The organism is Clostridium sp. C2-6-12 (genome assembly GCF_009928485.1).
Taxonomy (GTDB): domain Bacteria; phylum Bacillota; class Clostridia; order Clostridiales; family Clostridiaceae; genus Clostridium.
This window is the reverse complement of record NZ_JAABNP010000094.1, coordinates 1-682: the sequence shown is the minus strand read 5'-3', so window position 1 is coordinate 682 and position 682 is coordinate 1. Positions and strand designations below refer to the sequence as shown.

Genomic DNA, 682 nt, shown 5'->3' with positions numbered 1-682 from the left:
CTTAATAATACCCCCTTAAGAAGGAGAGAAACGTAATGAACAAGACTACTATAAAATGCCCCCGCTGTTATTCTGATAAACTATATAAGTTTGGTTTGAATAAGCAGGCTAATCAAAAGTATCAATGTAAGCAGTGTAAGCGCCAGTTCGCCTTAGGCGACGGTGACGGATTGCCTAAAATGAATTATCCTAAATGCCCAAAGTGCGGTAAAGGTACATACTTGCATCACTCCTATAAGCATTACAACCGTTATAAATGCAATAACAAAAGCTGCAATCACATAGCAGTTAAACATCATACATTAAATATTAATGAAGCTTCTAGCGAAGCAGTTACCGGTTCCTTTTCAATGAAAGGAATGCGTTTTCCACTGCATGTTATCCTTACAGCATTAACACTGTATTTTTTAAACAATTCATCAACTAGAGCTATCTCTCAATTTTTAATGATAAACTCTGGAATTAAAGTATCTCATGTTACAATAGCTAACTGGACTAATAAATTCGCGCCTTTTTTCAAGCAAAAAGCTAGCCGATTCACAGCCAATCTCAATTTATTATCAGATGATTGGCATGCTGATGAAACAGTTGTATTTATTAATGGACAGAAATACTATCTATGGTTAGCTATTGACTCAGAAACTAGATTTGTTTTAGCATTTCATCTAACTAAATCTAGAAG

The 682-nt window shown here is 34.8% G+C and carries 1 protein-coding gene; it reads left to right on the top strand.

Going from position 1 to position 682, the window contains the following annotated elements:
• Window positions 1-35: 35 nt before the first annotated feature.
• A partial coding sequence (locus GXK56_RS27515) for a DDE-type integrase/transposase/recombinase (RefSeq protein ID WP_160693492.1) occupies window positions 36-682 on the top strand: 647 nt, incomplete at its 3' end.